1 protein-coding gene is annotated in these 956 nt (G+C 54.5%); it reads right to left on the reverse strand.

The features are described from left to right. Nucleotides 1–224: 224 nt before the first annotated feature. A complete protein-coding gene (gene rplA / locus ACIOU6_RS27510; protein ID WP_007916481.1) occupies nt 225–920 on the reverse strand; it encodes a 50S ribosomal protein L1 in 696 nt (231 codons plus the stop codon). Nucleotides 921–956: the final 36 nt, after the last annotated feature.

Below are 956 nucleotides of genomic sequence, written 5' to 3' on the forward strand. Positions count from 1 at the left end.
TTCTTGTCTTCGAGATTAATTGCCACGGGTTTAACTCCTGCTTGTTACCGTTTCATTCGATCGAAACCGAATGTCGTTTTGGTGTCTGATTCGGTAAGGAACCGGGAGCACCATCTGCGTAGGCTTATGGTTTAAGACTTGCGTCGCCTACGGTCTTGGATAGCCCCCGCCAGGCAGGGACCCCAATCTTTCAATTGGCGCGATCAATCGCGCCAACCTGTGTCTTACGCGTCCAGCGAGCTCTGATCGATAACCAGACCTGGGCCCATAGTGGTGCTCAGGGTAACGCGCTTGACGTAAATACCTTTCGAGGAAGCTGGCTTGATACGCTTCAGATCAGCGATCAGAGCTTCAACGTTTTCCTTCAGCTTGACGGCGTCAAAGCCCATCTTGCCAACGGAAGTGTGGATGATGCCGTTTTTATCGGTGCGATAACGAACCTGACCAGCTTTAGCATTCTTAACCGCTGTAGCTACGTCTGGAGTTACGGTGCCGACTTTCGGGTTAGGCATCAGACCACGTGGACCAAGGATCTGGCCCAGTTGACCCACAACGCGCATGGCATCCGGGGATGCAATCACTACGTCATAGTTCAGGTCGCCGCCTTTCATTTCGGCAGCCAGATCGTCCATACCTACGCGGTCAGCGCCGGCGGCCAGAGCGGCTTCAGCAGCTGGACCTTGGGTGAACACAGCAACGCGAACGGTCTTGCCAGTGCCGTGTGGCAGCACAGTAGCGCTACGAACAACCTGGTCGGATTTACGCGGGTCTACACCCAGGTTTACAGCAACGTCAAACGACTCGCTGAACTTGACGGTCGACAGCTCAGCCAGCAGAGCAGCGGCGTCTACAATATTGTAGGCCTTGCCTGCTTCGATTTTGCCGGCGATAGCCTTTTGACGCTTGGTCAGCTTAGCCATTACACACCCTCCACGTTAAGGCCCATGCTACGAGCA

The sequence above is a fragment of the Pseudomonas sp. NPDC087615 genome, from assembly GCF_044743445.1.
Taxonomy (GTDB): domain Bacteria; phylum Pseudomonadota; class Gammaproteobacteria; order Pseudomonadales; family Pseudomonadaceae; genus Aquipseudomonas; species Aquipseudomonas baetica_A.

Coding starts and splice junctions, on each gene's coding strand:
- rplA (WP_007916481.1), bottom strand. CDS start 920: ATGGCTAAGCTGACCAAGCGTCAAAAGGCTATCGCCGGCAAAATCGAA.